Origin of the sequence: Streptomyces sp. NBC_01716 (assembly GCF_036248275.1) — a bacterium.
In the GTDB taxonomy this organism is placed as follows: domain Bacteria; phylum Actinomycetota; class Actinomycetes; order Streptomycetales; family Streptomycetaceae; genus Streptomyces.
Genome location: NZ_CP109181.1, coordinates 5,242,968 through 5,269,688, shown reverse-complemented (window position 1 = coordinate 5,269,688; position 26,721 = coordinate 5,242,968). Strand labels below are relative to the sequence as shown.

Annotated in this window: 29 protein-coding genes; 12 read left to right on the top strand and 17 right to left on the bottom strand. The window is 69.8% G+C overall.

Annotated features, from left to right (window positions below; translation table 11 throughout):
- Positions 1-62: 62 nt before the first annotated feature.
- Positions 63-1,862, bottom strand: a complete 1,800-nt coding sequence (locus OIE74_RS23290) for an outer membrane protein assembly factor BamB family protein (protein ID WP_329386719.1) — start codon at positions 1,860-1,862, stop codon at positions 63-65.
- Between the two features lie 257 nt (positions 1,863-2,119).
- Positions 2,120-3,940, bottom strand: a complete 1,821-nt coding sequence (locus tag OIE74_RS23285; RefSeq protein ID WP_329386717.1) for an ABC-F family ATP-binding cassette domain-containing protein — start codon at positions 3,938-3,940, stop codon at positions 2,120-2,122.
- Positions 3,941-4,218: 278 nt separating this feature from the next.
- On the opposite strand from OIE74_RS23285, the gene OIE74_RS23280 reads away from it, so the two are divergent.
- Entirely contained in the window at positions 4,219-4,683 is a 465-nt protein-coding gene (locus OIE74_RS23280; protein ID WP_329386715.1) for a hypothetical protein, read from the top strand.
- 199 nt (positions 4,684-4,882) lie between these two features.
- The gene (locus OIE74_RS23275; protein WP_329386712.1) at positions 4,883-6,022 is read left to right on the top strand and encodes a PQQ-dependent sugar dehydrogenase; all 1,140 of its coding nucleotides are present in this window, start codon (positions 4,883-4,885) and stop codon (positions 6,020-6,022) included.
- A 129-nt stretch (positions 6,023-6,151) separates the two neighbouring features.
- Here OIE74_RS23275 and OIE74_RS23270 read toward each other — a convergent pair whose 3' ends face one another.
- On the bottom strand, positions 6,152-6,592 hold the full coding sequence (locus OIE74_RS23270) for an ATP-binding protein (protein WP_329386710.1): 441 nt from the start codon (positions 6,590-6,592) through the stop codon (positions 6,152-6,154).
- A 156-nt stretch (positions 6,593-6,748) separates the two neighbouring features.
- Here OIE74_RS23270 and OIE74_RS23265 point away from each other — a divergent pair, with 156 nt between their 5' ends.
- From OIE74_RS23265 to OIE74_RS23230, 8 genes are all read left to right on the top strand, one after another.
- Positions 6,749-7,603 (top strand): helix-turn-helix domain-containing protein, encoded by an 855-nt coding sequence (locus OIE74_RS23265; RefSeq protein WP_329386708.1) that lies wholly within the window; start codon positions 6,749-6,751, stop codon positions 7,601-7,603.
- Positions 7,604-7,614: 11 nt separating this feature from the next.
- A complete protein-coding gene (locus OIE74_RS23260; protein WP_329386705.1) occupies positions 7,615-7,812 on the top strand; it encodes a DUF397 domain-containing protein in 198 nt (65 codons plus the stop codon).
- A gap of 109 nt (positions 7,813-7,921) precedes the next feature.
- Entirely contained in the window at positions 7,922-8,035 is a 114-nt protein-coding gene (locus OIE74_RS23255) for a DUF397 domain-containing protein (protein ID WP_329392399.1), read from the top strand.
- A gap of 262 nt (positions 8,036-8,297) precedes the next feature.
- Entirely contained in the window at positions 8,298-8,738 is a 441-nt protein-coding gene (locus tag OIE74_RS23250; protein WP_329386703.1) for a hypothetical protein, read from the top strand.
- A complete protein-coding gene (locus tag OIE74_RS23245) occupies positions 8,735-8,938 on the top strand; it encodes a DUF397 domain-containing protein (protein ID WP_329386701.1) in 204 nt (67 codons plus the stop codon). The genes OIE74_RS23250 and OIE74_RS23245 overlap by 4 nt, the downstream gene beginning before the upstream one ends.
- Before the next feature lie 191 nt (positions 8,939-9,129).
- A complete protein-coding gene (locus OIE74_RS23240) occupies positions 9,130-9,891 on the top strand; it encodes a DUF899 family protein (RefSeq protein ID WP_329392398.1) in 762 nt (253 codons plus the stop codon).
- 120 nt (positions 9,892-10,011) lie between these two features.
- Positions 10,012-10,419 carry a YciI family protein gene (locus OIE74_RS23235; protein ID WP_329386699.1) on the top strand — a complete coding sequence of 136 codons (408 nt, stop codon included), beginning with the start codon at positions 10,012-10,014 and terminating at the stop codon, positions 10,417-10,419.
- Positions 10,420-10,426: 7 nt separating this feature from the next.
- The gene (locus OIE74_RS23230) at positions 10,427-11,572 is read left to right on the top strand and encodes an RNA polymerase sigma factor (protein ID WP_329386697.1); all 1,146 of its coding nucleotides are present in this window, start codon (positions 10,427-10,429) and stop codon (positions 11,570-11,572) included.
- Positions 11,573-11,653: 81 nt separating this feature from the next.
- Here OIE74_RS23230 and OIE74_RS23225 read toward each other — a convergent pair whose 3' ends face one another.
- Together OIE74_RS23225 and OIE74_RS23220 are read right to left on the bottom strand one after the other, a co-directional pair.
- A complete protein-coding gene (locus tag OIE74_RS23225) occupies positions 11,654-12,085 on the bottom strand; it encodes an HIT family protein (protein ID WP_329386695.1) in 432 nt (143 codons plus the stop codon).
- Between the two features lie 81 nt (positions 12,086-12,166).
- The gene (locus tag OIE74_RS23220; RefSeq protein WP_329386694.1) at positions 12,167-12,895 is read right to left on the bottom strand and encodes a TetR/AcrR family transcriptional regulator; all 729 of its coding nucleotides are present in this window, start codon (positions 12,893-12,895) and stop codon (positions 12,167-12,169) included.
- A 170-nt stretch (positions 12,896-13,065) separates the two neighbouring features.
- On the opposite strand from OIE74_RS23220, the gene OIE74_RS23215 reads away from it, so the two are divergent.
- Positions 13,066-15,294 (top strand): MMPL family transporter, encoded by a 2,229-nt coding sequence (locus OIE74_RS23215; protein ID WP_329386692.1) that lies wholly within the window; start codon positions 13,066-13,068, stop codon positions 15,292-15,294.
- A 51-nt stretch (positions 15,295-15,345) separates the two neighbouring features.
- Here the strand turns inward: OIE74_RS23215 and OIE74_RS23210 are convergent, their stop codons facing one another.
- Positions 15,346-16,035, bottom strand: coding sequence for an alpha/beta fold hydrolase (locus OIE74_RS23210; RefSeq protein ID WP_329386690.1), 690 nt, complete (start codon positions 16,033-16,035; stop codon positions 15,346-15,348).
- Between the two features lie 98 nt (positions 16,036-16,133).
- Here OIE74_RS23210 and OIE74_RS23205 point away from each other — a divergent pair, with 98 nt between their 5' ends.
- A complete protein-coding gene (locus OIE74_RS23205) occupies positions 16,134-16,694 on the top strand; it encodes a GNAT family N-acetyltransferase (RefSeq protein WP_329386688.1) in 561 nt (186 codons plus the stop codon).
- A 5-nt stretch (positions 16,695-16,699) separates the two neighbouring features.
- Here the strand turns inward: OIE74_RS23205 and OIE74_RS23200 are convergent, their stop codons facing one another.
- The 11 genes from OIE74_RS23200 to rsmI all read right to left on the bottom strand — a co-directional run bounded on the left by OIE74_RS23200 (position 16,700) and on the right by rsmI (position 26,637).
- On the bottom strand, positions 16,700-17,539 hold the full coding sequence (locus OIE74_RS23200) for a methionyl-tRNA formyltransferase (RefSeq protein ID WP_329392397.1): 840 nt from the start codon (positions 17,537-17,539) through the stop codon (positions 16,700-16,702).
- 9 nt (positions 17,540-17,548) lie between these two features.
- Positions 17,549-18,172: a DUF6879 family protein gene (locus OIE74_RS23195; RefSeq protein WP_329386686.1), complete on the bottom strand. Its 624-nt coding sequence runs from the start codon at positions 18,170-18,172 to the stop codon at positions 17,549-17,551.
- A complete protein-coding gene (locus OIE74_RS23190; protein WP_329386684.1) occupies positions 18,165-18,434 on the bottom strand; it encodes a hypothetical protein in 270 nt (89 codons plus the stop codon). The genes OIE74_RS23195 and OIE74_RS23190 overlap by 8 nt, the downstream gene beginning before the upstream one ends.
- The gene (locus tag OIE74_RS23185) at positions 18,431-20,617 is read right to left on the bottom strand and encodes a tetratricopeptide repeat protein (RefSeq protein ID WP_329386682.1); all 2,187 of its coding nucleotides are present in this window, start codon (positions 20,615-20,617) and stop codon (positions 18,431-18,433) included. The genes OIE74_RS23190 and OIE74_RS23185 overlap by 4 nt, the downstream gene beginning before the upstream one ends.
- Positions 20,614-21,042: a hypothetical protein gene (locus OIE74_RS23180; protein WP_329386681.1), complete on the bottom strand. Its 429-nt coding sequence runs from the start codon at positions 21,040-21,042 to the stop codon at positions 20,614-20,616. Before OIE74_RS23180 ends, OIE74_RS23185 begins: the two co-directional genes overlap by 4 nt.
- A gap of 113 nt (positions 21,043-21,155) precedes the next feature.
- The gene (locus OIE74_RS23175; RefSeq protein ID WP_329386679.1) at positions 21,156-22,061 is read right to left on the bottom strand and encodes a 4-(cytidine 5'-diphospho)-2-C-methyl-D-erythritol kinase; all 906 of its coding nucleotides are present in this window, start codon (positions 22,059-22,061) and stop codon (positions 21,156-21,158) included.
- Complete coding sequence (gene rsmA / locus OIE74_RS23170; protein ID WP_329386677.1) at positions 22,058-22,927, bottom strand: 16S rRNA (adenine(1518)-N(6)/adenine(1519)-N(6))-dimethyltransferase RsmA; 870 nt, start codon at positions 22,925-22,927, stop codon at positions 22,058-22,060. The genes OIE74_RS23175 and rsmA overlap by 4 nt, the downstream gene beginning before the upstream one ends.
- On the bottom strand, positions 22,924-24,135 hold the full coding sequence (locus OIE74_RS23165) for a ubiquitin-like domain-containing protein (protein WP_443076201.1): 1,212 nt from the start codon (positions 24,133-24,135) through the stop codon (positions 22,924-22,926). The genes rsmA and OIE74_RS23165 overlap by 4 nt, the downstream gene beginning before the upstream one ends.
- 59 nt (positions 24,136-24,194) lie before the next feature.
- Complete coding sequence (locus OIE74_RS23160) at positions 24,195-25,079, bottom strand: TatD family hydrolase (RefSeq protein ID WP_329386673.1); 885 nt, start codon at positions 25,077-25,079, stop codon at positions 24,195-24,197.
- Between the two features lie 34 nt (positions 25,080-25,113).
- The gene (locus OIE74_RS23155; protein WP_329386671.1) at positions 25,114-25,593 is read right to left on the bottom strand and encodes a hypothetical protein; all 480 of its coding nucleotides are present in this window, start codon (positions 25,591-25,593) and stop codon (positions 25,114-25,116) included.
- Positions 25,594-25,722: 129 nt separating this feature from the next.
- Complete coding sequence (rsmI, locus tag OIE74_RS23150; RefSeq protein WP_329386669.1) at positions 25,723-26,637, bottom strand: 16S rRNA (cytidine(1402)-2'-O)-methyltransferase; 915 nt, start codon at positions 26,635-26,637, stop codon at positions 25,723-25,725.
- Between the last annotated feature and the right edge of the window lie 84 nt (positions 26,638-26,721).

Here is a 26,721-nt window from a genome sequence, read left to right as displayed (position 1 = left end):
GAGGGGTGACGGAAGACCGCCGGAAGGCGTGTCGCCCGAAGGCGGCTCGTGCCGACAGCTCATCACTTGCCGAACGCCATCATGGTCTTCGTCTCCATCTCGGCCTTGTCGTCACTGGCGCTGACGCGGCTGCTTGTTACGAAGAACCGCCCGTCCACGTAGTCCAGTTCGGAGTCGTAGAAGGAGTTCTCGATCTCGGAGGTGGACTCCGGATTCTGCAGGACCACCTTGGGCGAGCCGCCGGTCGGCGCCAGGGTCGCGACCGCGCCGCCCTTGTCGTACGACGGTTCGTAGTACACGACCACGTTCGCGCCCTCCATCCGCAGCGGCGTCATGACGCGCGCGGACGGGGCCTTGGCGCGCCACTTGGCCTTGCCGGTGGCGAGGTTGAAGGCGATGACCTCGTTGGTGCCGTTCGAGCCGGTCTCGCTGGGCTGCGTCGACATGTAGAACGTGTCGGCGTCGGCGGCGACGCCGGTGCAGCCGTCCAGGTTGGCGCCGAAGACGATGAAGCTTCCGCCGCAGTTGGGCTGGAACTTGTCCTTGCCGCCGTCGATCTGCGAGCGCAGGGTGCCGTTGGCGTTGAGCGCGACGATGGCCCAGGTCTTCTTGTCCGGCTCGGTCAGCGACAGGACGATCGGGTCGCTCGAATAGACCTTGTCCAGTTCCCAGTTGGTCTTGAGCTTGTACGTCCACCTGGCCTTGCCGGTGGCCGGGTCGAGCTCCTGCACCTGGTTCTGCTGCTTGTCGACGTCACCGCCGGGGCACGACTCGGCGGCGATCATCCGCGGACCGCTGGAGATGGCGCTCGGCTGGCAGTCGCCGGGCACCTCGTCGAAGAGCTCCTTGCCGTCGCTCATCCGGTAGGCGTTGACATGGCCGGTCCGGGCCGCGGTGACGGTGTCGCCGTTGATCGCGAGGGTGATGTCGGAGAGGAAGTCCCAGTTGTCCGCCTCCTTGACCTCCTGCTTCCAGCCGCCCTTGCCGGTCTTGAGGTCGACCTGCTGGAGCACGGTGCAGTCGGCCTTCTCCGAGACACCGTCCTTGATCGCGATGACGATCTTGCCGTCGGCCGTGGGCAGCGAGGGCGAGGCGCACACCTCGGCGGGCAGGGTGAGGCTCCACTTCTGCTTGCCGTCGGCCGCGCCGTACCCGACCATCTTCTTGTACATGGCCTTGGCGACGACATCGCCGGCGAACCACGGGCCTTGCACGTCGGCGCCGTTCTTCGGCAGGTCGACGTCGTTCTTCTGGAGCCACAGGACCTTCGACTCGCCGTCCTTGCGCCCGGCGTTGAGGTCGTCCTGCGCCTCGCGCCCGCCGCCGGTGCCGTCGCCCTCGTCGGGGACGGACTCGCCGGTTGGCTTGGCGTCCTTGTCCTTGCTGACGTTCTTCTTGCCGCCGCCGCTGTCGTCACCGCTGAGGGCGAACCAGGTGCCGCCGCCGATGACGAGCAGGCCCGCGACGGCAGCGGCGATGACGACGCCGGGCTTGCCCTGGAAGAAGTTGCCGCCGCCGCTGCCGCCCGGGGGCGGGGTGGGCGCGCCGGGGAACTGCTGGGGCGGGTAGCCGCTGCCACCGCCGTACGGGTTGGGCTGGGAGCCGTACGGTCCCGGCTGGTTGTAGGGACCGGGCTGCTGGCCGTACGGACCCGGCTGCTGCGCGTAGGGGCCAGGCTGGCCAGGCTGCTGCCCGTACGGTCCGGGCTGGTTGTACGGACCCGGCTGCGCCGGCGGCTGGCCCGGGGCGGGCGGCGTCTGCTGCGGGTACCCGTAGCCGGGCTCGCCCTGCGGCGGTCCCTGCGGGTAGCCGTATCCCGGCTGCTGGCCCGGCGGCGGTGGCTGGCTGGGCGGCTGGGTCATCAGCGCTTCCCCCCTTGTCGTACGGTCCTTCGTCCGGTCGGTCTCCCCCGCGATTCCGGTTGGCTGGAAATCAGCTCTCGAATACGAGCCGATGGCCACCGGATGGAGCGATTCGGGCTTGGAATCCGCAGTGTCACGTCAGTCGAGCGGGCCTTCTTTGTATCACTCGCACCCCTGTACGGGACGGGCCGGTCCGCCCCTGTTCCCAAGGGAGGACCGGCCCGTGATGCGGTTGTTACGAGGTCTGTACGGGACCTCTACGCGTCCTCGGCGAGCTCCATCCAGCGCATCTCCAACTCATCGCGCTGAGCGACGAGTTCACGTAGCTCACTGTCGAGTTTCGCCACCTTGTCGAAATCCGTGGCGCTTTCCGCGATCTGTCCGTGCAGCGCTGTCTCGCGCGTCGACATCTTGTCCAGCTGCCGCTCGATGCGCTGGAGTTCCTTCTTCGCGGCGCGGTTGTCCTTCGCGGACGCGGCGGGTGCGGCGGCGGCCGGTGCGGGCGTTCCACCGGTCCGCGCCGGCGCGGGGGCCGCCGACTCGACGACCTGGCGCCGCCGTTCGAGATATTCGTCGATACCGCGCGGCAGATGACGCAGGGCGGCGTCGCCGAGGAGCGCGTACACCTTGTCCGTCGTCCGCTCGATGAAGAACCGGTCGTGGCTGATGACGACCATGGAGCCGGGCCAGCCGTCGAGGAGGTCTTCGAGCTGGGTGAGCGTCTCGATGTCGAGGTCGTTCGTCGGCTCGTCCAGGAACAGCACGTTGGGCTCGTCCATCAGCAGCCGCAGGATCTGGAGCCTGCGCCGCTCACCGCCGGACAGATCGCCCACGGGCGTCCACTGCTTGTCCTTGCCGAAGCCGAACTGCTCACAGAGCTGCCCGGCCGTCATCTCCCGCCCCTTGCCGAGGTCGACCCGGTCGCGCACCTGCTGAACGGCCTCCAACACGCGCAGCGTGGGCTTGAGTTCGCCGACCTCCTGCGACAGGTACGCCAGCTTGACGGTCCGGCCGACGATCACCTTCCCGGCCGTGGGCTGGACGTCACCCTGCGTACGGGCCGCCTCCGCGAGCGCGCGCAGCAGCGAGGTCTTGCCCGCGCCGTTGACGCCGACGAGACCGATCCGGTCACCGGGGCCGAGCTGCCAGGTCAGATGCTTGAGCAGCACCTTGGGCCCGGCCTGGACGGTCACGTCCTCCAGGTCGAAGACCGTCTTGCCGAGACGGGCGTTGGCGAACTTCATCAGCGACGAGGTGTCGCGGGCCGGCGGCACGTCCGCGATCAGTTCGTTGGCGGCCTCGATGCGGTAGCGCGGCTTGGAGGTACGGGCCGGCGGGCCGCGCCGCAGCCACGCCAGCTCCTTGCGGACCAGGTTCTGCCGCTTGGACTCCTCGGTGGCGGCGATGCGTTCACGCTCGGCGCGGGCGAAGACGTAGTCGGAGTAGCCGCCCTCGTACTCGTGCACCGCGCCGCGCTGCACGTCCCACATCCGTGTGCAGACCTGGTCAAGGAACCACCGGTCGTGCGTCACGACGACGAGCGCGGAGCGGCGCTCGCGCAGATGCCGGGCGAGCCAGGAGATGCCCTCGACGTCGAGGTGGTTGGTCGGCTCGTCGAGGACGATCACGTCCTGCTCGGCGATGAGCAGCTTCGCCAGCGCGATCCGGCGCCGCTCGCCGCCGGACAGCGGCCCGATGACGGTGTCGAGCCCCTGCGGGAACCCGGCCATCTCCAGCCCGCCGAACAGCCCGGTGAGCACGTCCCGGATCTTGGCGTTCCCGGCCCACTCGTGGTCGGCGAGATCGCCGATGACCTCATGCCGGACGGTGGCGGCGGGATCGAGCGAGTCGTGCTGCGTGAGCACCCCGAGCCGCAGCCCGCCACTGTGGGTGATCCGCCCGGTGTCGGCCTCCTCCAGCTTGGCGAGCATCCGGATGAGGGTGGTCTTGCCGTCTCCGTTGCGCCCGACGACCCCGATCCGGTCTCCCTCGGAGACGCCGAGGGAGACACCGTCGAGCAGCGCACGGGTGCCGTACACCTTGGTGACTGCCTCGACATTGACCAGATTGACGGCCATTTCACTCCTGCTGCGGGGACGGGCTACGGGACGGACGGGTCGACGTCCCAGGGTAGTCGGCGCGGGGGGTGACCCGGGCGGGCGGTCCGGGTGGTGGGCGGCGGCCCGACGGAGCCGGCTGTGTGCGCCCGCGCGACGGCCCCGTGGGCTTCGACCCCTCCGGGCTTCGGTTCCATCCCTGCGGGCGGTTTGATCATCGGAGCCGTACGAGCCGCGCCAGGCACCCATACGCTACTCGCCGTAGTCGCTCGACTACCGATAGCTGAAGGGGATTTGGTATGCGTTCCACATCTGCGGGTCGGCTGGCGGCCCTCGCTTCAACAGTCCTGGTACTGGTCGGCGGGGTGAGCGTCGGCGCGGCTCAGGCGGAGGTGCCAGGTGGGCCCATCACGTACTCGATCGAGTTCTCCAACCCCCGGGAGAACGACGACAACGATCTGCCCGAGCCTTACGGCGAAGTCACCGTGAGGGCACCGTGGGGCCAGCAGACCGCGCTGTGGGAGCACCCGGACCGGGACATCAACACGCCCACCCTGCCCCGCTATCCGCTCTTCGGCGGCGCGGAGCACCGGTACGCCCCGCACCCCGTCTCCGAGGTGTGCGCGTTCGTGGGTGAGGACGACACGGGCATCAATGAGGACGACGTCCTGGCCGATGGCTGCGTGCCGTACACGGGCCCCGGCGAGTACACGATCAGCGCCGAGGGCGGATCGGTGACGGTCACGGTCTACAACTTCGGCTGACGCTTTCCGTCCGACCGCTGAGCCCGGTGCACGGGTGCCCGCCCCGCGTGGGCACCCGTGCGCCGGGTCAGGCGGGTTGGGGCGGGGTGGAGCGAAAAGGGACCGGTATTGGTCTGGGCCAGAACACCCCCGTCTCTGTAGCCTCACCCGTGGCCGGCCGCCCCGAATCCCCCCCACTCGCCGGCTCCAGGAGGTCACGGTGAAATTTCGCACCAGAAGCACGGCGATCATCGGCACCATCTGCCTCATCGGTTCCCTCGCGCTGGGCCAGGCATCCGCCGACGAGCCCGCCGCCCCGCGTGCGTCGGCGGCCGAGGTCGTGCTCACGGACGTGGGCACGGCCACGAACCCCATCGCCGGCGCCGCCGGGCCCGACGGCACGGTCTGGATCGCCGAACGCGCGGGCACCGTACGGGTCCTGGGCGACCAGGGACTCGGCGAACCGGTGCTCGACATATCCGACGAGACCACCACCGACGGCGAACGCGGGCTGCTGGGCGTCGCGTTCGACAAGGACTTCGCGCACTTCTACATCTCGTTCACGAATCTTGAAGGCACCAGCACGATCGACGAGTTCGCCGTACAGGACGGCGCGATCCAGCAGGACACGCGACGCACGGTCCTGACCCAGACGCAGCCGTTCGAGAACCACAACGGCGGCGACATCAAGTTCGGCCCCGACGGTTACCTCTACATCGCGCTCGGCGACGGCGGCTCCGGCGGCGACCCGCAGGGCAACGGGCAGAAGCTCGACACGCTGCTCGGCAAGATCCTCCGTATCGACCCGGCGGGCGCCGAGCCGTACGCGATCCCGGCGGACAACCCGTTCGTCGACGACCCGAACGCGAAGGACGAGATCTGGGCGTACGGGCTCCGCAACCCCTGGCGCTTCTCCTTCGACTCGGGCACGGGCGACCTGCTGATCGGCGACGTCGGCCAGAGCGAGTGGGAGGAGATCGACTGGGCCTCCGCGGACAGCGCGGGCGGCGAGAACTACGGCTGGGCCTCGATGGAGGGCAACCACCCCTTCCGCGGCGGCACGGAGCCCGCGAACCACGTCCCGCCGGTGCACGAGTACGACCGCAACGGCCTGGGCTGCTCGGTGACCGGCGGCTTCGTCTACCGGGGCGACGCGATCCCCGACCTCCAGGGGCAGTACCTCTACAGCGACTACTGCGACGGCACGGTGCGCACCCTGACGATCGAGAACGGCGCGGTGACCGCCCAGGGTGACCTCGGGGTCAACCCGGGCGAGGTCATCTCGTTCGTCGAGGGCGGCGACCGCGAGCTGTACGTGCTCACGCTCGGCGGCAGCATCTCGCGCATCGACGCGGCGTAGCTCCTGTCGGACACGAGGCCGGGCCCGGTGCTGCTCTCTCGGCGCCGGGCCCGACCCGTGTCCGGACCAGCCCGGCGGCGAGGCCGGCGAGACAGGCGGCGGTGAGTATGAAGTCCCACGCGAGGTGCCTCACGCGGCGACGCCGTGCCGGGCGAGGCTGAACCAGACGGCCTTGTACGAGGGCGAGCACCCCCCGTAGATGGTGAGCCCCCAGCCCCGGGCGATGCTCTCGACAAGCCGCAGCCCCTGCCCGTGCTCCGATACATCCTGGGCCTCCCCGGGCACGGGCAGGGCCCAGGGATTGCTGTCGCAGACGTACACAGTGGCCCGCTTCCGACTGACGACGGCCTCGACCCGAATCTGCCGGGTCCGGGTATGCCGATGAGCGTTGGTGACAAGCTCGCTGACACAGATCCGGGCGTCGTCCACGAGGGTCGCGTACCCGCTGACGTCGAGAAGAGCGCTGACGAACTCCCGGGCGAGACGGGGGGCGTGGGCGGTATTGGGCACGACGAGTCGGTAGCTCTCGCCGCCGTGGTGGGGGGTTGGGGTGGGGGTTACGGGGGGCATGTCGGGGTCTCCCTACGGGCGGTGGATGCGCGCTGGTGCCGCCCATGAGCGTAGAGTTAATACATGCACCGGTGCAACCCTGGTGGAGATCGCGATAGCCGGTGGACCCGTGACACCGTTACGAGCGACACTGTGGGCAAACAGGGGAAGGTAGCCATGCCGCCAAGAGACAACCCGACCGCACGCCAGACACGCCTTGGCTGCGAGTTGCGGAAACTTCGCGACCGCGCAGGCAAGACGGCTCGCGAAGCGGCCGGTCTTCTCTCGACGGATCAGGCCAGGATCAGCCACATCGAGGCCGGTCGGATCGGGATCAGCGAGGAGCGCATCCGTCGGCTCTTCATCTACTACTCCTGCGACGACGACGCACTACTTGATGCCCTGTGCACCATCTCGCGGGAACACCGGGGACAGTTCTGGTGGGACGAATACCGCGGCGTCCTCGCACCGGACTTCTTGAACATCGCCGAATTGGAGCATCACGCCGTTGAGCTGCGGTACCTGCAAGCCGTAACCCTTCCGGGCCTGTTGCAGACGGAGGACTACGCGCGAGCGCTGTTTTCCGTAGCAATCCCGCGGCTGCCGTCGGACGAAATCCAGGCGCGTGTGGACCACCGCATGAGGCGTCAGTCCGTTCTCGACCGCGAGAACCCTCCGGACTGCGAGGTCATCGTTCACGAAGCCGCGCTCCGGATGCGTCCGGGTGGCCGGGCGGTCGCCCGCAAGCAGCTTGAGCACCTACTCGAAGCGTCCGAACGGCCCGAGGTAATGGTTCGAGTAATCCCCTTCGCCAGCGAACACTTCGTTGACGTCACTCACACAACCCTTTACGCGGGCGGGATCGTCCCGCAACTCGACACGGTCCATATCGACAGTCCGTTTGTCGGCCTCTTCCTTAACGCGGCAGCCGACCTGGAAGCACACCGAACGCAGCTCGACCTTGCCGAGCAGGCTTCTCTGGAGCCTGATGAGTCGCGCAGCTTCATCCACCACATCGCACGAGATCTGTGAGACACGCAGGCATGAACTCAAAAATCAAGTGGCAAAAGTCGTCATTCTCCGGGTCGGGCGCACAATGCGTGGAGGTCGCCGAGCACAACGGCGCCATACTCCTCCGCGAGAGTGACGAACCAAACGCAATCACGACCACCAACCGCGACAAGTTCGCCGCCTTCATCGCCGGCATCAAGGCGGGCGAGTTCGACCACTTCGCCAACTGACCACCACCCGGAGGCAGAGGTATGAGCAACGAGATCAAGTGGCAGAAGTCGTCGTTTCTCCGGTGGCGGAGGTGAGCAATGCGTCGAGGTCGCCGAGCACAACGGCGGCATCCTCGTCCGCGAGAGTGACGACCCGAACGTAGTCACGACCACCAGCCGGAACAAGTTTGCCGCGTTCATCACCGGCGTAAAAGCTGGCGAGTTCGACCACTTCGCCAACTAAGCAGGTCTGACCTGCGATTGGAGCCCCTCCGTCACCTGACGGAGGGGCTCTCGCCGTAGGCACCGTCAACCATGTTCCGGTGCACACTTGCAGACGCCCCGTCCGTGACGCTACCGTCACTACGCGTCGCACCGACCAGGGGCCACCTCGGCAGGCCCCTGCCCAGCCGCGACGTCGCAAGGGTCACCCCCTGCCCACCCGCTCCTCATGCCGGCGGCCAAGGCGCGGGGGGTGATCGCGCCAACCGGCGAAAGGTCCATCCATGCTCCAGCCCGCAGCTTCGCCATGCCCGGACGCGGAAATCCGCTACTGGTACGAGCACGTCACGTACCGTTCGCTCACCGCCGCGGGCTCGGATGTCGAGACGATCGAACGCCGCTCCGCCCGCACCCCCGCCGAGGCGATCCGCCAGATCCGGCAGTCCGTCCGCGCCCTCACCACCACACTCCCGCCCAACGAGCGCAAACGCGCGCTCAGTTGGGCCGAGGGCGGCGGCTGCGTCGGAGCCGTAGCCGCTCTGCACAGGGGCGAACCCTGCGGGTTCTCGCTCAGCCGCCGGGGCGCCTGGGTGGAGTGGACCGTCCACCCGTACCACGTGTTCCACACCGCCGAAGCGCGCCGGCTTCCCCTCGTACCCACCTGTCCACCGCTGAACGCAACCGGCGCACAGCAACACTCACAGAAGGCGAGTCGCCCATCATGACCAGCACCCCCATCAACTGGCAGAAGTCCTCGTTCTCGGGATCCGACGCCGAGATCCAGTGCGTCGAACTGGCCCACGTGGACGGCCGGATCCTGCTCCGCGAGAGCGACGCGCCGGGCACGATCGTCACGACCGACCGCGACAAGCTGCGGGCGTTCCTGCTCGGGGTGAAGGCGGGCGAGTTCGACCACCTGGTCTGACCCACCCGGCCGCACTACCCCGCTCGCGCATCCGAACCGTGCGCGAGCGGGCGCCCGCCCCGCTGCCCGGCAACTCACGTCACCGAGGCCGTCGCGATGAGTTCCGGCCCCGGCGCCGGTCTGTACCCGTGAGCGCCGCAGCACGTCGTACGGCGCTGTCCCACACCGGACAAGCCACCACGGAGGACACCATGGCCACCGCACCGCCCGGACGCCCGCCCGTCGCCGACCCGGCGGCCTGGCAAGCCGCCCGTGACGAGCTACTGGTCCGCGAGAAGGCCCACACCCGCGAGGGCGACGCCATCGCCGCGGCCCGGCGGCGGCTGCCGATGACGGAGTTCGACGGAACTGTCGAGGTCACCGGGGCGGACGGACCGGTGCCGTTCCTGGGGTTGTTCCAGGAGCGTGACGAGCTCGTCGTCTACAAGCACATGTGGTACGACGGGGCGCCGCACCAGGGGCAGTGCGAGGGGTGCACCACCACCGCCTGGCATCTGAAGGACGCCGTGTACCTCAACGCCCGCGGCGTCTCGTTCGCCGTCCTGACCACGGGCCGGTGGGACGAGGTGGCCGCCTACGTCGAGTTCATGGGCTACACCGAGCCCTGGTACTCGGTGCGCGGCCTGGACGCGCCGGTCGGCGACAGCATGGGTCACCTCACCTCCTTCCTGCGCGACGGCGACCGCGTGTTCCTCACCTACTCCACCACCGGCCGCGGCAACGAGCGGGTCAACGGGGCCATCGGCCTGCTCGACATGACGCCCTACGGCCGCGGCGAGACGTGGGAGGACAACCCCGCCGATTGGCCAGAGGGGCGTCACGCGTGCTGGTCCTGGCGCTCGGACGCCGACGGGAACGCGACCTGGGGCCCGACCAGCCGCCCCGTACCGCAGTGGACCCGTCCCGGCGCGACCCCCGTGGAAACCCTGGGCCGAAACGGCCACCAGCACTGACGTACGCGGCGGGCCCGGCGCCGGATGCCGCGACCTCGATGTCGAGAACGCGTGCCCGGCTCCGTCCCTGGTTCGAACGCGGCCAGAATGGGCCGCGTCGGAACCGAGGAGAGAGACACCATGGCCAAGTACCTGCTGCTGAAGCACTACCGCGGCGCCCCTTCCGCGGTCAACGACGTCCCCATGGACAAGTGGACGCCCGAGGAGATCACGGCGCACGTGACGTACATGCGGGACTTCGCGGACCGGCTGGAGAAGACCGGCGAGTTCGTCGACGGGCAGGCGCTCGCTCCCGAGGGGGCCTGGGTCCGGTACGACGGCGAGGGGCGTCCGCCGGTCACCGACGGGCCGTTCGCCGAGACCAAGGATCTGATCGCCGGGTGGATGGTGATCGACGTCGACAGCTACGAGCGGGCCGTCGAGCTGGCCGGGGAGCTGTCGGCCGCTCCCGGGGCGGGTGGCGAGCCCATCCACGAGTGGCTTGAGCTGCGTCCGTTCCTGACCGAGCCGCCCACCATCACGGACTGACCCCGACGTGAACGAGGAACTGCTCAGGAGCCTCACGCCGAGCGTGCTCGGAATCCTCGTCCGCCGCGGAGCCGACTTCGCGGCGGCCGAGGACGCCGTACAGGACGCGCTGGTCAAGGCCGTCCGCGTCTGGCGTGACGACCCTCCGCGCGATCCGAAGGGCTGGCTGGTCACCGCGGCCTGGCGGCAGTTCCTCGACGCGGCGCGGGCGGACACCGCCCGTCGGCGCCGGGAGGACCTCGTCGAGGAGGAGCCGGCACCCGGGCCCGCGGCCGACGTGGACGACACGCTCCGGCTCTACTTCCTGTGCGCCCACCCGTCACTGACGCCGTCGTCGGCGGTCGCGCTCACCCTGCGCGCCGTCGGCGGGCTGACCACCCGGCAGATCGCCGAGGCGTATCTGGTGCCCGAGGCGACAATGGCGCAGCGCATCAGCCGGGCCAAGCGGACCGTCTCCGGTGTGCGGTTCGACCGGCCCGGCGACGTCGCGACCGTGCTGCGCGTCCTCTATCTGGTCTTCAACGAGGGGTACTCCGGGGATGTCGACCTCGCCGCCGAGGCCATCAGGCTCACCCGGCAGCTCGCGGCCTCGATCGATCACCCCGAGGTGTCGGGGCTGCTCGCCCTGATGATGATCCACCACGCCCGCCGTGCCGCCAGGACCGCGCCCGACGGGAGCCTCGTACCGCTCGCCGAGCAGGACCGGGGACGGTGGGACACCAGGTCGATCGCGGAGGGAATCGAGATCCTGCGAGGTGCGCTCGCCCGCGACCGGCTGGGCGAGTTCCAGGCCCAGGCCGCCATCGCGGCGCTCCACGCGGACGCGCAGACCGCCGCGGAGACCGACTGGGTGCAGATCGTCGAGTGGTACGACGAACTCACGCGCCTGACCGACAGCCCGGTCGTCCGGCTCAACCGCGCGGTGGCCGTGGGCGAGGCGGACGGACCGCGCGCCGGTCTGGTGGCGCTCGCGTCGGTGGACGACTCACTGCCCAGGCACACCGCCGTGGCGGCGTATCTGCACGAGTGCGACGGCGACCTGGCGACAGCGGCGCGGCTGTACGCGGAGGCGGCGCGCAAGGCGCCCAACCTCGCGGAACGCGACCATCTGACGCGCCAGGCGGCCCGGCTCAACGCCCGCTCGGACACATAGCCCCGGGCCACTGGCTCCGGTTCAGGACCGGCCGCCGAACTGCCAGTTGTGGACCTCGATGTCCGCGTACGCCTCCGGAGTTCACAGTCCAGCTTCCCGGGCCTGTTCATAACCGAGTTCGAGCAAGGCGGATCGGAGCTTCGTCGCGGCTTCATCCAGAGCCGACTGATCCTCCTCCGGCTTCGCCTTACTGAAATCGAAGTCGGACATGTCCCAAACGGGTGCGACATGTATATGCATATGCGGCACCTCGAAGCCCGCGACGACGAGACCGGCCCGCGGAGCGTCCCAAGCCCGCTGCACCCCTCGCCCAACAGCCTGGGCCACCTCGAAGCAACGCGCCAGCAGGGCCCCGTCGGCATCCGTCCACTGGTCGACCTCACGCCTCGGCACAACAAGAGTGTGACCGGGGCGCAACGGTGCGATGGAGAGGAACGCGGTGATTTCCGGATCCTGCCAGACGAAACGCCCAGGCAGGTCACCAGCGATGACACGGGAGAACAGAGTAGTCATGCAGGGGATCTTGCCATGCCGTGGGCGCCCGCTTCGGAGGACGTCAGCGGGATTCCTCGCCCGCACGGGTGGACGCACCCCCTACGCGGGGATCCGGCTGTGGACGTCCGTGAGCGTGTTCCGCATCGCCATGCGGAAGAGCTCGGCCTGGTGGTCGCCGAGGAACGAGGTGTGCCCGAACACCTCCAGGACGACGAGGCCGTGCAGATGCCCCCACGCATGGAGGAGCAGCACGGACGCGGGGGCCGGCAGTCCACTGGGGCCGTCCGGCCTCAACTGCCCCAGATACTCCCGGAATTCGGACGAGAGCTCGGGGGCGTCGGCGGCGGCGAGCTGGGCCTCGGTGAACCCGTCGAACAACTCACGCTGGAAGATCCCGCTCATCCGGAGCATGGCCTCGGTGGTCGGCCCCCCGACGGGCGCCGCGTACTGCCGCAGCGGTGTGCCGTAGAGGAGTTGGAACAGCTCGGGGTGGGCGATGGCCCACCGGCGGTAGCCCTCCGCCGCCATCACCATGCGCGGCACTGCCGGGTCCGCGGGCGTGGCGTCGGCCGCGGCCTGCACGGCATCGGCCAGCGCGTCGTACGCCTTGGTGATGAGCGCCGTGATCAAGGCGTCCCGGTTCGGGAAGTAGTGGTAGAGCGCCTGGACGGTCATGCCCAGACTCCGGGCGACCGCTCGCAGCGACAGCGCGTGCGGCCCCTGCTCGGCGATCTGCGACTCGGCCGCGGCCAGGATCTCCTGGGTGGCGGCGGCCCGGCGGCGCTCGCGCAACGAGGGGCGCGCGGGCGGGTGTTCGTCTGCGGGCATACGGCGACGGTACGACGCGTGGCCCGGCGGGACACCAGGAAATCTCGAAGTGTGAGGAAAATCTAACACTGCCAAATCTTCTTGTGCCTCGCTAACGTCGGCTGCGGCCACCCCAGGCCGTTTTGATCTTTTTGCGCGGTAGATTCGTTAAGTTCATAAGGAGAACGGGCGTGTTTGAACGCATAGCCGATCTGGCGATCCGCCGGTCCCGGCTGGTACTCGTCGTCGCCGTCGTGGCCGTGGCCCTCATGGGCGCACTCGGCGCGGGCGCCTTCGGCAAGTTGAAGGGGGGCGGTTACGACGACCCTTCCTCGCAGTCCAGCCGGGCGGGCAAGGCCATCGAGGAGAAGTTCGGCGGCGAGACCAATCTGGTCCTGCTGGTCCGGGCCCCCGAAGGCCGCGTCGACACCCCGGAGGCCGACAGGAGCGGCCGGGCTCTGGTCGCCGACCTCAAGGGCGAGAAAACCCTGGACAACGTGGTCTCGTACTGGGACACGAAGAGCCCCGGCCTGATCTCCGAGGACGGCCGCGAGGCCCTGGTGCTCGTCCATGTGAAGGGCGACACCACGGAGCAGGAGAAGAACGGCAAGAGCCTCGTCGACGACTACAGCGGCTCGTACGAGGGCGGCCTCAGCGTCCAGGCCGGCGGCGGCATCGGTGTGGGCGTGGATCTGTCGACCCAGGTGCTCGACGACCTCATCCTGGCCGAGGCCATCGCCGTACCGCTGACCCTCCTGCTGCTCCTCGTCGTCTTCGGCAGCGTGGTCGCGGCCCTGCTGCCGCTGGTCATCGGGACGATCGCCATCGCGGGTACGTTCGCCGAGCTGTTCCTCCTCGGCGGCGTCACCGACGTCTCCAACTCCGCGACCAACCTGACCACGGCGCTGGGTCTCGGCCTCGGCATCGACTACGCCCTGCTGATGATCAGCCGCTTCCGGGAGCAGCTCGCGACGGGGGCGGGTGTGGAGGACGCCGTACGGCACACGGTGCGTACCGCGGGCCGTACGGTCGCGTTCTCCGCAGCGACGGTGGCCGTGGCGCTCGCGGCGCTGCTGGTGTTCCCGCAGTACTTCCTGCGCTCGTTCGGCTACGCCGGGGTCGGGGTCGTCGCCATCGCGGCGGTCAGCACGCTGTTCGTGATGCCGGCGCTGTTCATGGTCCTGGGGCACCGGGTCAACAGCGGGCGGCTGCCCTGGGCGAAGAAGGAGCGCGCCGCCGACGCCCGTACGCCCCTGTGGGGGCGGCTGGCGCGCACCGTCATGCGGCGGCCCGCGATCACCGCGCTGCCCGTGCTCGCGGTGCTGCTGCTGGCGGCGAGCCCGCTGCTGGGTATCACCCTCGGCACGCCGGACGAGCGGGTGCTGCCGGAGGACGCGGAAAGCCGTCAGGTCTCCTCGGTGCTGCGCGAGAAGTTCAGCGGCAACGACGACTCGGCCGTCCACGTCATCCTCAACACGTCTGTGAGCCAGGCGCCGTTGGCGTCGTACGCGACCGAACTCTCCGGGCTCGACGGTGTCGTACGGGTCGAGACCGGTGCCGGGAACTACGTCGACGGGCAGCCCTCGCCGGGCGGCCCCGGCAACGCCGCGCTCAGCCGGCCGGACGCGCAGCGGCTCAACGTGGTGAGCGATCTGGAACCGAAGTCGGTCGACGCGCAGGCTCTGGTCAAGGAGGTGCGGGCGCTCGCGCCGCCCGCCGGGTCGGAGCCGCTGGTGGGCGGGGCCGACGCCGGACTGGTCGACTCCAAGGACTCCATCGGTGCCCAGATCCCGCTCGCGCTGGCCCTGGTCGCCGTCACCACCTTCATCCTGCTGTTCCTGTTCACGGGAAGCGTCGTGCAGCCGCTGCGCGCGCTGGTCCTCAACGTGATCAGTCTCGGAGCGACGCTGGGCGTCATGACCTGGATCTTCCAGGACGGCAATCTGGCGTCGGCGCTCGGCGTCACACCGCAGCCGATGGAAGCGTCGATGACGGTGCTGATGTTCGTCATCGCCTTCGGTCTCTCGATGGACTACGAGGTGTTCGTCACGAGCCGGATCAAGGAACTCCACGACCTGGGCGAGGACAACGAGTCCGCGGTGACCAACGGCCTCGGTCACACGGGACGGATCGTCACGGCGGCGGCCTGTCTGCTCGCGGTGAGCTTCTTCGCGTTCGGGACGGCCAAGGTCAGCTTCATGCAGATGTTCGGCCTGGGCAGCGGGCTGGCGATCCTCATCGACGCCGTCGCCGTACGCGGTGTGCTGGTCCCGGCCGCGATGCGGCTGCTGGGCCGCTCGGCCTGGTACGCACCCGGCTTCCTGCGGAAGTTCCACGGGCGGTTCGGTCTCAGCGAGGGCGGCCCGGCGGCGGCTCCCGTGGAGGAGTCGGCGCAGCTGAAGACCACCACGAAGGTCTGAGAGAGCTGAACGCCTGTCCGGGGGGCAGGCGTTCAGCCGTTACGGCCCGGGTCAGGCGCTCAGCAGGATCCGGGCCAGTTCGTGGGGCTGGGAGAACATCGGCCAGTGGCCCGTGTTCATCTCCACCAGCCGCCAGTTGTCGCTCTTCACCAACTCGGCCACCTCCGGCGGCAGTTCGGGCCAGTCCAGCAGGCACTTGATGTATGTCGCGGGAAGGTCCCCGAGCGACCCGTCCAGCCTCGCCCGCCCGGTCAGACTCCCACCCGGGTGCGGCGTCGACCCGGCCACGATGCGGGCGATCTGGTCGTCCGTGAGGCCCTGCCCCTCGAACTCCTCCGGTGTGAGGGGCGCCCAGAAGCCGCCGTTCCCTGCGATCGACGCCTCGACGGCCGGGGAACCGGAGACGAACGACTCCCCGTCCACGGGCACGTTCGAGTCGACGAACACCACCCGTGCCAACCGGTCCCCGACGCGCTGGGCGGCCTGCCCGACCGGGATACCCGAATAGCTGTGCCCGACGAGGACGACATCCCGCAGATCGAGCCGCTCGACGGCGCCCACGATGTCCTGGACGTGCGTCTCCTGATCAATGACCGCCTCCCCCACCTCCTCCCGCCGGTCGCCCACCCCGGCGAGCGTCAACGCATGAGCCCCATGCCCGGCACCACGCAGATCGGCACCCACCTCGTCCCACGCCCACGCGCCCAGCCACGCCCCTGCCACGAGTACGTATTGAGTCATGGCGGGAATCTAACGCAGGGGTCTGACAACGGGGTGTCGCCCGACGCGGTTAGCGTTCTCGTGAAGCGAGTCCACGCAGAGCGAACAGGAGCGCCCCGTTGACCGTCGAACTGCGCGTCGAGCCGACCCCCGACGGGGCTCCCGCTCTCGGCCTCCGCCCCTGGGACGACAGCGGCATCCAGCCGCTCATCGACATCTACCGTGACCCCCTGCTCCGGCGGTGGACCCGGATACCAGTCACCGGAGTCGAGGACGCCGTTCGGTGGCTGGAGCTACAGCGGGAGGGGTGGCGGAGTGGGGAGCGGCTCAGTTTTGCCGTACACGAGGAGGATCGGATCGTGGGGCACGTCGTCGTCAAGTGCCCTGCCGGGCAAGGCGATTGCGCCGAGGTCGGGTACTGGACCGCCGTCGAGGCGCGGGGGCGGGGGATCGCGTCGCGGGCCCTGGAGACCCTGAGCGGCTGGGCGTTCGGCACACTCGCCGGAGTCACCCGGCTCGAACTGCTCCACCAGGTCGACAACCTGGCCTCCTGCCGCGTCGCGGAGAAGACCGGTTACGTCTACCGCCAGACCCTCCCCGCCCGGCCACCGTTCCCCCTGGACGGCCACCAGCACGTACGGGAGGCTCCGGCACCGGCCGTCGGCGGGCTTCCGGTGTGACGCGGTCAGGCCGGGGTGGACTTCACGATCCAGAGAGGACCGTCCGCGCACATCGCCTCCCTGCCATCGGTGGGTTCGAGCGAGGTCCGCAGTACCTTGATCTGCTCGCCGGACAGCTCCGCTACGGGGCCGGACTTACCTGAACTGCCGAATCGCGTGGCCCGAACCTGGTTGTGGATCTCGTTCCTGGTGCGGCCCCAGTCGACGTACGAGAACTCGGGCTCCATCCATCCCGCGTACGATGCCTGGTCCTCACGCTGGGCAGTACCCGAAAAGCCCGTCTCCACATGCGCGAGCGCAGTGGGAAGCAGCCGAGCGATATATCCGTCGACCTCGTCCCAGAGCCGGTTCGGTACGACATCATCGTCCAGCGCGATTCCGGATTCTTGGACCAGAATCCCACCGGAGTCGAACTCCTCGGTCATACGGTGAATACTCACTCCGATCTCGCTGTCCCCGTTCCTGATCGCCCAGTTGACAGGGATGGGCCCTCGATATTTCGGCAGCATCGACGTATGCACATTGATGGCACCCGATGTGGTGGCCCGCAGCGCCTCTCGTGGAAACTTCCAGGGGAATCCGTAGCAGACGACGAGGTCGGCCTCGTACGCCCGCAATGTCCGCGCCAGCAGCACCTTCTTGCTTCCTGGCAGAAGCAGGTCCACACCCGGCGGAACGCTCTCGACGATTTCGGCGACCACCGGTCCGGCACCGGGTCTCGTGGCGCCACCAGGGCGCAGGGACCGGGCGTGCAGATAGGCTACGGGCACGTGTCCCGCCTGTTCGCAGGCAGTGCGGAGGATCGCGAACCCCCGGGCCGAGTAGGACACCAGGATGACACGCATCGGCACGTCTCACCCCTCAACCGCAGGGGGTGGCAAGGAAGCCACACGGCGCTTGAAAAAGCTCGCCAACTGCTCACCGGATCCGTGAATACCCCGAATTAACTTCCGGCACTCCGCGATCAAGCCCCCATCGGTGTACCTGATGCCGCCGGCCAGCTTCCCGTCATCGTCGTAAATGATCTCGTACAGCGCGGACGACCCAATGATGGCGATCTCAGGCAGCCGCGTACCGGATTCGAGCGGCGAGAGGTCGCTCACCTTCGCGATCCGCGTATCCTCCCCGCATTGTTCTTTGAGCCGCAGAAGGTGAAGCTCCCATTGCAGATAAGGCGTCACCGGCTCGTCGACCACTCGAACACGATGCAGCCCAAACCCATGCTCGGCGATTTTCTGGAAGTACCGCTCGTAGTGGCTCCGTTGTTCGGCGATCAACGCCAGAGCCGTGTCCCAGTCCCCCCGGGAGAACGCTTCCCAGCTCGCCACTCCCGGCTCCTTGAAGGACTGCTGGCGTTCGAGTTTCCAGAAGCTCGCCTCGTCCGACGTACCGGCGTTCCAGAAGCGCTTGTCGAAGTCTTCGAGGTAGGCGTCCAGCTCAAGCCGCTCGCCGGAAGCACCGCTCAGCAGCCTACGCATCGGGGGTGTCCGCCTTCGCGGCCACGGCCGTCCTGCGCGGGATGACGACCAAGCGCTCGTCCGGGGCGATCTTCACACCCTCCGGAAGGCCCGTCCGGTAGGAATCGGTGAGGTCCCGGCCGATGACGGCGATGTCCCCGTTCTCCAGTTCCCAGATGTCGGGACAGCCCGACTCACCGCCCGTGGTCCCCAGTTCCTCGGGGGATTTGCCCAGGCGCCGGGCCAGCGGTGATGAGGGATCTGCTTCCCACCCACGAATCATTGATGTCCTCCGGGTAAGCCGCTCTGCTGCTCGCGGTATCTGTCAAGTTTCTTGCGTGCCGCCGACGTCCACTGATGCGTGGGGCCGAGCACCCGCTCGCGCCCTTCGATGACCCTCTCGATCTGCCGGATGGCCTCGGTGCTCTCACCCAGCGTGGCCAGGACACCGCTGAGGAGACTTCGTGCGGCCAAGGTGATCGGGTAGTCGGTTCCGTAACGGCGTTCGTGCGCGGCCAGGGCGCTGCGCGCCAGCGGCAGCGCTTCAGCCGGCCTGTCTGTGTTGAACAGCGCGTGTGCGCAGTTGAGTTCCGCCGCCAGGGTGGTCGGGTGGTCCGGGCCGAGTTCGCGCAGACAGGCGGCGATCAATTCGGGTCCTTTTCCGACTTCCTCCTCCAACTCGGCTCCGGGCGGGAGTTCCAGCAGACATGTCCGCGCCTCCAGCGTCAGAGGGTGCGAAGGACCGAGCAGCGCGGAACGGCCGGTCACCGTCCTGCGCATCAATGCCACACCCTCCGCCGTACGACCGAGCCAGGTGAGGGGACGCGAGAGCTGGAGGCAACTCGTCAGCGTGTCCGGCGAGTCGGGGCCGTATACGCGCTCCAGATCCTCCAGCACCCGCCGATGACGTGCCACCGCGTCCTCGAAGTGGCCGAGCCGGTCGACGGCCTTCGCCACGCGCTGACGCAGTCTCAGGACAAGGACATGTTCATCCCCCAACCGCCCCGCCACGAGTCCCAAGGCCTCGGTGGCCACCGCCAGCGCGGAGGCGTACTCGCCGGAGCGGTGCTGTCCGGTCACCAGTCTCCACGCGCATTCGGCCGCCGTCTCCGCCGTACGCCGTCGTACCGAGGACCAGTCCCGCACCCGGCGCAGGAGCGCCAGGACGTGCGGGGAGAGGAGATTGAGCAGCGGATCCCGTGCCCCGCGTTCGGGTACTTCGGGAAGAGCCGCCTTGAGAAGTCCGGCGGCTGTGGCAACGAGCGCATCGCGTCGGTCGTCCGGTGTACCGCGCGCGACGCTGTCGAGCAGCACTCCGTGGGTGCGCAGGCAGCGCAGGTCGCCGCTGCGGACAAGCTCGGTGAGTGAATGGTCGAGCAGTCCGCGAAGGGCCGGCTCCACTCGGGCGGCCGGCAGGTCGGGGCCCAATTCGGCGTCGGCGAGCAGTGAGAGAGGGAGCGGGTCGTCGGACCAGCAGGCCAGCAGCCGCAGAAGGGGGGTCGCGTCCGGCATTCCTTGCCTGACAAGGGCGTTGAGTGAGAGCTGCCAGGTGCCGCTCACCAGATGGCGGGAGTCGTCGCCGATGGCGCCCGCGCCCCGGTCGATCAGCTCGATCGGATCCTCGCGGGCTTCGAGACGCCGACTGTATTCGGACATGGTCCAGGGCTCGATCACCTGATGCGCGAGAAATCCGCCGGCGAGGGTCAGTGCGAGGGGGAGCCGGCCGAGCCGGTCGGCGACGGCGCGGGCCTCCTCGGCGGTCCCGGCTCCCGGGGCGAGGTCGCACAGCACTTGGGCCGCGTCGTCCCGTGGCAGCACACCGACGTGCAGCAGTTCGGCCGCCGGCCACCAGTGCGTGGCCGACTGACGTGTGGTCACGAGTACGGTGCCGCGCGGGCTTGTCCGGAGCCAGCCGCCGTCGCGTAACACCGCTGGATCGTCCGCGTTGTCGAAGACCAGCAGCCAGGGTCTGTCAGAGGCGTCGAGACGGTCCCAGACAAGATCGGCCGCGGCCCGGAGCCCGTTGCGCGCCGCCATGAGTTCGCCGTCTCCCGCGCCCCGGTCGGCGGCCACGGCGAGCATTCCGGCACGTAGGGAGGCGTGGTCGGAGGCGTTCACCCAGAGGCCGAGCCGGTCGGATTCGCCGGCGGCGTACCGGAAGAGTGTGTGGGCGACAGCGGTCTTGCCGCAGCCGCCGAGACCATGGAGGACGAGCACCTCGCCCGCAGCGTCCTGGGCGACGGCGGACCGCAGGCGCAGCATGAGCGCGTCGCGGTCTCGCAGTATCGCGGGTGCCCGGCCTACGGCGGGACGGCGTACCGAGTCCGGACCGCGCGACGACGGGCCCTCGTCCGACGGTCCCCGGCCCGACAGGTCGTGATGATGGTGTTCGGTGATGTGCTGGTCACCGGATGCCTGGTAGACGCGCCCCCGGCCGTCGGCCTGCCCGTCGTTACGACCGGTCACCGCTGATCGATGTGGAGGTCACGACCGGCCTGATAGATCCGCGCCTCACCGGAGGCGGTGGCCTGCTGGGCCGGACCGGGCGGGGCGGCTGATACGGGAGCGGGTGGCGCTGTCTCGGCCAGCAGGGTCCTCAGATCCTCGGCGAGCTCGGGGTGGGCGTACAGCAGTCTTCGCACCCGCCCCTGCCACTCCGCCCTGATCTCGCCCCTGGTCTCCGCCTCCGCCTGTGGGCCGGAGGCTCGTACCGCGAGTAATTCCTCACGCGACGCCTCAAGTTCCGCGTCGACATCCTCGGCCCGATCGGGACGGGCGCGTCGCCAGAGGAGCACCATTCCCTCTCTCATGCTGTTCCAGGTGTCCGTCGCCAGCGAAGTGACGAGCGTTGTTCCGGCGGCGGCCGCCAGAGCGGCCAGTTCCGCTTCCATCCACCCAGCCCCCGTTCAAGCCCATGTGACGCATTACATTAAGCGTCCGAAAGCTATACGTACAGTGAGCGGCGTGTGGGTGGGCCACCCGTCGGCGCGATTCGGACGCGCCGTCAGGACACCACCCGCGCCCCCGCCGCCGGGGACGAAGTCACCCTTGCCGTGCGGCAGTTGCCCGAGGCCAGCAGGGCCTCGGCCACCGATGTCGCCGACTCCTCGTCCTTCGTCAGGAACGCCGTCGTCGGGCCCGAGCCCGAGACCAGCGCGGCCAGCGCGCCCGCCGACGTGCCCGTGGTGAGTGTCGCCGCCAGCGACGGGCGCAGGGAGAGGGCCGCGGGCTGGAGGTCGTTGGTGAGGGTGTCGGCCAGGGCCGTCGCGTCGCCCGTACGCAGGGCCGCGAGGAGGGCAGGGGCGGCGGCCGGTGGCGGGACGTCGGCCGCCGCGTTGAGGCGGTCGAACTCCGCGTACACCGCCGGGGTCGACAGCCCCCCGTCCGCGACCGCGAACACCCAGTGGAAGGTGCCGCCCACCTCCAGCGGCGTCAGCCGCTCCCCGCGCCCGACGCCCAGCGCCGCGCCGCCCAGCAGGCTGAACGGCACGTCGCTGCCCAACTCCGCGCAGATCGCGAGCAGTTCGGCCTGCGACGAGCCCAGCCCCCAGAGCGCGTCGCACGCGAGCAGCGCGCCCGCGCCGTCCGCGCTGCCGCCGGCCATGCCGCCCGCGACGGGGATGTCCTTGTCGATGTGGATATGGACGCGCGGCTCGATCCCGTGCCGCCGCGCCAGCTCGATCGCCGCGCGCGCCGCGAGGTTCGTCGCGTCCAGCGGCACCTGGTGCGCGTCCGGGCCCGCGCAGGTGACGCGCAGTTCGTCGGCCGGGGTCACGGTGATCTCGTCGTGGAGACCCACCGCGAGAAAGACATTCGCCAGGTCGTGGAAGCCGTCGGGGCGCGCCCCGCCCACCGCCAGCTGGACGTTGACCTTCGCCGGTACCCGTACGGTCACCCCGGTGCCACTCACGCGCCCGCTCCCTTCGACTCCGCGATACGTGCGAACTCCTCCACCGTCAGAGACTCCCCCCGCGCCTGCGGCGAGACGCCCGCCGCGAGCAGCGCCGTCTCCGCCGCCGGGGCGGACCCGGCCCAGCCCGCGAGCGCCGCGCGCAGCGTCTTGCGGCGCTGCGCGAAGGCCGCGTCCACGACCGCGAAGACCTCGGTGCGTGACGCGGTGGTCGTCAGCGGCTCGGCGCGCCGGACGAGCGAGACGAGGCCGGAGTCGACGTTCGGCGCGGGCCAGAACACATTGCGGCCGATCGCGCCGGCGCGCTTGACCTCCGCGTACCAGTTGGCCTTCACCGACGGCACGCCGTACACCTTGTTCCCCGGCGCCGCCGCGAGCCGGTCCGCGACCTCCGCCTGGACCATGATCAGGGTCCGCTCGATCGTCGGGAACTGCTCCAGCATGTGGAGCAGGACGGGCACGGCGACGTTGTACGGCAGGTTCGCCACCAGCGCGGTGGGCGCGGGGCCCGGCAGTTCGCTCACCCGCATCGCGTCCGCGTGCACCAGCGAGAAGCGGGCGGCGCGGTCCGGCATCCGGGCCTCGACGGTGCGCGGCAGCGCCGCGGCGAGGATGTCGTCGATCTCGACGGCCGTCACGTGCTCGGCCGCCTCCAGCAGCGCCAGTGTCAGCGAGCCGAGCCCGGGGCCCACCTCCACGACCACGTCGTCCGGCCGCACACCGGCCGTACGGACGATCCGGCGGACGGTGTTGGCGTCGATGACGAAGTTCTGGCCGCGCTGCTTCGTGGGGCGTACGCCCAGCGCGGCGGCCAGCTCGCGGATGTCTGCGGGGCCCAGGAGGGCGTCGGGCTCTGTGGTGCTCACCCGTGCAGCCTACGGCCGCAGTGCGGCCACGGACTCGCCCCCCTTCGCGCGTAGAGCTTCTTCGCCCGGTACGTCTGCTCGCCCGCGGACGCGTCCTGCGGGCGTCCGCTGCCGCCGAGGGAGTGCCACGTGGCGGTGTCGAACTGGTAGAGCCCGCCGTACGTCCCCGAGGGGTCGACCGCGTCCGGCCGGCCGCCCGACTCGCAGGCGGCGAGCGCGGCCCAGTCGAGTCCGTCTGCGCCCGCGACGGAGGCCGGGCGCTGCTTCGTACCGACCCTGACGCGCTGGGTCACGGGCGCGCGGACGAGCTTCTCGGAGATCTCGCGGGGCTTCTGCTTCACCCCGTTGACCGCGCGCACCGCGTAGGTGAGGCGGCGCGTCCCCTGCTCGCCCCGGCGTGTGACGACCTCCGTGCCGGTGAACAGCGAGGGGTCCTGGATCCGTTCGGTGTCGTACGGAACGGCCTCGTCGCGGACGATCTCGTCGCGGGTGATACGCATCACGGTGATCGTCTGGCCGTCGCGCGGGAAGCTCTCGGGCCGTACGGAGGTGGTGTCCTGGCCGTGCAGCGACAGCCCGGCGTCGGTCAGGGCCTCGCGTACGGTCGCGGCGTTCGTACGGATGGTGCGCTCGCGACCGTCGGCCATGAACGTCACGGTGCGCTCGGTGAGGACGTCGAGGGCGAGCCCGCCGCGGGGGATCGCGGACGAGCGCGAGGCGGACAGAACGGCGCCCTGCGCGCGGACGCCGAGGTGCCGCAGCGCGCCGTCGACGGTGTCGGCGGTCGTCCAGATCTGGCGGCGCCGGCCGTCGACGGTGAGCATGACGGGGCGGCCGTGGCGCACGACCACCGTGTCGCCGTCGCTGAGCTCGGTGTCCCGCCCGGGGGCGACGATGTCGTGCTCGCCGGTCCTGACGCCTTCGTCGGCGAGGAGTTCGGCCACGTCGTCGGCGAAGGTGTGGAGGGTGCGCGGGGTGCCGTCGACGCTGAGGCTGACGGCCTTGTCGTCGGCGACGAAGGCGGAGGTGCCGCCGGCCAGGACGGCGACGACGAGGGCCTGCGGGACGAGACGGCGGCGCCCGCCAGGTCCGCCGTGCTGACTGTCCTGCGCACTGTTCATGACGCTCGACGCTCCACAAGTCCGGTCCGGCCCGATCCAAGCGGCAGACCCTAGCCGAGGGATCGTCACTCTCCAAAGCCGCACCACTACGCGTCGTAGCTGTTCGAGTGCGGTGACAGCCGTCGGAGCGGCCCGGACCAGCCGTCTCAGTAGCCGAAAGCGCGCGCCGTGTTGGCCGAAATCGCCGTCGCCATCGCGTCCTCGCCGATCCCCCGGACTTCCGCCATCGCGCGCACCGTGATCGGAATCAAATACGGCGCATTGGGCCGTCCCCGGTACGGAACGGGCGTCAGAAAAGGCGCGTCGGTCTCGACCAGCACGAGTTCGAGCGGAGCGACGGCCAGCGCGTCACGCAGCGGACGCGCGTTCTTGAACGTCATATTTCCCGCGAAGGACATGAAGTAGCCCGCTGCGGCGCAGATTTCGGCCATTTCCGCATCGCCCGAATAGCAGTGGAAAATGGTCCGTTCCGGAGCGCCTTCGTCGGCGAGGACGCGCAACACGTCGGCGTGCGCTTCGCGGTCGTGGATCACGAGCGCTTTTCCGTGCCGTTTGGCGATCTCGATGTGCGCGCGGAAGGAGCGTTCCTGCGCGGCCATCCCCTCGGGCCCCGTACGGAAGAAGTCGAGCCCGGTCTCGCCGACGGCCAGCACGGGCGCGAGCGCGGCCAGGGCGTCGATCTCGGTGAGCGCGTCGTCCAGGGCCGCGTCGCCGCCGGCCTCGCGCGCGCCCTGGCGCGACCAGCCGTCGGGGTCGCCGTGGACGATGCGCGGAGCCTCGTTGGGATGCAGCGCGACAGCCGCGTGCACGGACGCGTGCGCGGCGGCCGTCTCGGCCGCCCAGCGGGACCCCTTCACGTCGCAGCCCACCTGGACGACGGTCGGCACTCCTACGGAGGCGGCCTTGGCAAGGGCCTCCGTGACGGTGCCGCTCTGCATGTCCAGATGGGTGTGCGAATCGGCGACCGGCACCCGCAGCGGTTCGGGGGCCGGCGGCGCTTCGTCGGAGCGTGTGGCGCTTCTCGGGCTCATGGGCACGATCGTACGAGGACCGCACCCGAGCGGCCTACCTGCGGTGGAAGGGGTGCAGGAGATCGGAGAGATGCCAGTGGTGGGCCGCCTTCCCCCGCGCGTTCTCGGCGACGGCGGCGACGGCCGCACCGCCCGCCTCGTTCCTCACCGGCATCGGATCGGCCGGCTTCGGCTCCTTCGCCGCCCGGGACGCTTTGGACGCCTTCGCTGCCTTGGGCGCCTTCGGCGGCCTGGGGGTCGTGGCGGCGGCCCGCTGCTGGCTCATCAGGGCGTGCACCGATGACACCTGTCCCGAGCGCATGATGCGCACGACGTGGTGTCCGCAGTTGACGCAGGTCGGGCTCGACAGCGGTGAGGGCACCCGCAGTCCGTCCGCCTTGTAGACGACGAATTCCTGTCCGGAACCGTCCTTGTGGTGCTCTATGTCGTACGCCTGTTCCCAGCCGTGACCGCACCTCATACAGCAGAACGCATATGCCTCGTGGGCGACGGCGTTGCCCGTGATCTCACTCATGCCCTGCTCCTCTCCACTTGACCCAGTGGACGCCTATTCGGGCGGGAGCGCATCAACGCTGTCGATTAATGGCAGGCTCTTGGCCTCCTCATGCCGAAAGGGCCCGGCACACGGTCTGCGCTTTGCTTTTCAAGATAGTCCTTTACCGTCCGGGGAGCTTGTCCGAGCGGCATTCTTTGCCGCGACGACCGCATCGAAGACCTCGCGTTTGGGCACCCCTGACTCCAGGGCGACCGCCGCGATGGCCTCCTTCCTGCGCTCCCCCGCCTCCTCCCTCACCCGCACCCTGCGCACCAGCTCGTCCGGGTCCGTGACGGGCGCGCGCTCCGGGGCTCCCTCGACCACGACGGTGATCTCCCCGCGTACGCCGTCGGCCGCCCACTTCGCCAGTTCACCGAGGCCACCGCGCTTCACCTCTTCGTACGTCTTGGTCAACTCGCGGCAGACGGCGGCCCGGCGGCCGGCGCCGAAGACCTCGGCCATCGCCGCGAGGGTGTCGTCGAGCCGGTGCGGCGCCTCGAAGTAGACGAGGGTACGGCGCTCGTCGGCGGCCTCGCGGAGCCTCGCGAGCCGTTCGCCCGCCTTCCGCGGCAGGAACCCCTCGAAGCAGAAGCGGTCGACGGGCAGACCGGAGAGCGCCAGCGCGGTCAGTACGGCGGACGGACCCGGCACCGCGGTCACCGTGATGTCGCGCTCGACGGCCGCCGCCACGAGCCGGTAGCCGGGGTCGGAGACCGACGGCATCCCCGCGTCCGTCACGAGGAGCACGCGGGCGCCGCCGGCCAGCGCCTCCACGAGTTCCGGCGTACGGGCGCTCTCGTTGCCCTCGAAGTACGAGACGACACGGCCCGTGGTCCGCACGCCGAGCGCCTGGGTGAGCCTGCGCAGCCGCCGGGTGTCCTCGGCGGCGACGACGTCCGCCGCCGCCAGCTCGGAGGCGAGGCGCGGCGGGGCGTCGGAGATGTCGCCGATGGGGGTCCCGGCGAGGACGAGAACGCCGGCCGGGGCTGCGGGGGCCGTTCCCCTGGAGGGCACAGTAGTCACGTACGCCATCCTCGCAGGGCGCCCTCCGCGCCGTGTCCGCCGCCGTGTGCCCACGACCCACAGCCGCGTTCCCTACGATGGCGC